This is a genomic window from Phyllobacterium sp. P5_D12 (assembly GCF_054049495.1).
Genome location: NZ_JBFUMG010000794.1, coordinates 1 through 1,575, shown reverse-complemented (window position 1 = coordinate 1,575; position 1,575 = coordinate 1). Strand labels below are relative to the sequence as shown.

2 protein-coding genes are annotated in these 1,575 nt (G+C 60.3%); both read right to left on the bottom strand.

The genetic code is table 11. The annotated features are described in order from the left end of the window. Positions 1–106: 106 nt before the first annotated feature. Positions 107–1,060, bottom strand: a complete 954-nt coding sequence (locus tag ACXJ5O_RS26490) for an ABC transporter ATP-binding protein (protein ID WP_457302507.1) — start codon at positions 1,058–1,060, stop codon at positions 107–109. Between the two features lie 62 nt (positions 1,061–1,122). Beyond that, a partial coding sequence (locus ACXJ5O_RS26485) for an oligopeptide/dipeptide ABC transporter ATP-binding protein (RefSeq protein ID WP_457302506.1) occupies positions 1,123–1,575 on the bottom strand: 453 nt, incomplete at its 5' end.

The following is a 1,575-nucleotide window of genomic DNA, read 5'->3' as shown; positions in this document are numbered from 1 at the left end:
CAATAGATTAACGGCGCACAGGATATCATTGACCTTGGCGACTTCACTTTCAAAGATGGTAAAGCTCATCGGAAATTCCTCGAGTTCGACTACGAATCGGCGGCAATCAGACCGCGTCCGCCAGTGCCGATGGCATGGCGCCGAAATCGACAAGATGGCAGGCGGCGCTGTGGGCGGGAGCCCGCTTGGTCAGTGCCGGCCTTTCGACGCGGCAGCGATCGAATACATGCGGACAGCGGCTTGCGAACGGGCAACCGGGCGGAACATTCAGCGGGCTTGGCAATTCACCGCGTGCCGCGACGACCCTTGATCTATGGGTCGGGTCAAGTTCGGGCGCCGCATCGAGCAGCGCTTTCGAATATGGGTGGCGCGGCGAGGCAAATACGCCTTCGGACGGCCCTATTTCCATTATCTGTCCGAGATACATGACCGCGACGCGATGTGAGATATGGCGCACCAGCCGCAAATCGTGGGCCACAAAAATCAGCGTAAGATGCAACTCCTCTTGCAGCCGCAACAGCAGATTGATGACCTGTGCCTGAACGGACACATCAAGTGCCGAGACGAGCTCATCGGCCACAATGACATCGGGTTCCACCGCGAGCGCGCGGGCGATGCCGATGCGTTGACGCTGACCTCCGGAAAACTCATGCGGATGGCGTGAAGCCGCGTCATGTGGCAGTCGCACCAGATCGAGAAGGTCGATAATGCGAGCCGGGATATCCTTCTTCGGTCGCATGCGGTGCACTGACAGCGCTTCGCTCAGGACCTGGCTGACGGTCATTCGGGGATTGAGCGAGCCGTACGGGTCCTGGAAGATCATTTGCACCCGCTTGTTGAAGGCGCGGCGCTCGGCAGATCGCAAGGTCGAGATGTCCCTGCCCTCGAAGCGGATAGCGCCGGCGTCCGGATCCAGCAAACGCACCAGGCACCGTGCCAAAGTGGATTTGCCGCAACCGGATTCGCCGACGATACCGAGCGTTTCACCGCGATGCACCTCGAAGCTGACATTGTTCAGCGCATGAACCGCCAATGGCGGCTCGCCGGTCAGGCGCCGCATCAGCGAATACGAGGCGCCGAATTGCTTGGAAACTCCGTCGACGGAGATGATTGGGACAGCGCTCAAAGGATCGCCTCCGCAGCCGCTACACGATCATGATGGTAACAGGCGACCTTTCGGTCAGCACCAAGCGATTGGAGCGGTGGCCGCTCCCTCTTGCATATATCGGTTGCAAAGCTGCAACGCGGGTGGAATGCGCATCCCGCCGGAAGATCCGTCAGGCTGGGCGGCGTCCCCTCGATCGATGAAAGCATGGTTCGGACAGCGCCAGCACGCGGCACAGACCCGAGCAAACCACGCGTGTAGGGATGGCGGGGCTGTTGGAACACGTCGATCACCGTTCCCATCTCAACGATGCGCCCGGCATACATCACCGCCATGCGGTCGCACGTCCCGGCAATGACACCGAGATCGTGGGTAACGAGCACGACACTCATCGCCAGTCTGTCGCGCAGATCAAGCAGCAATTTGAGGATCTGGTCCTGGATGGTGACGTCGAGAGCGGTGGTCGGTTC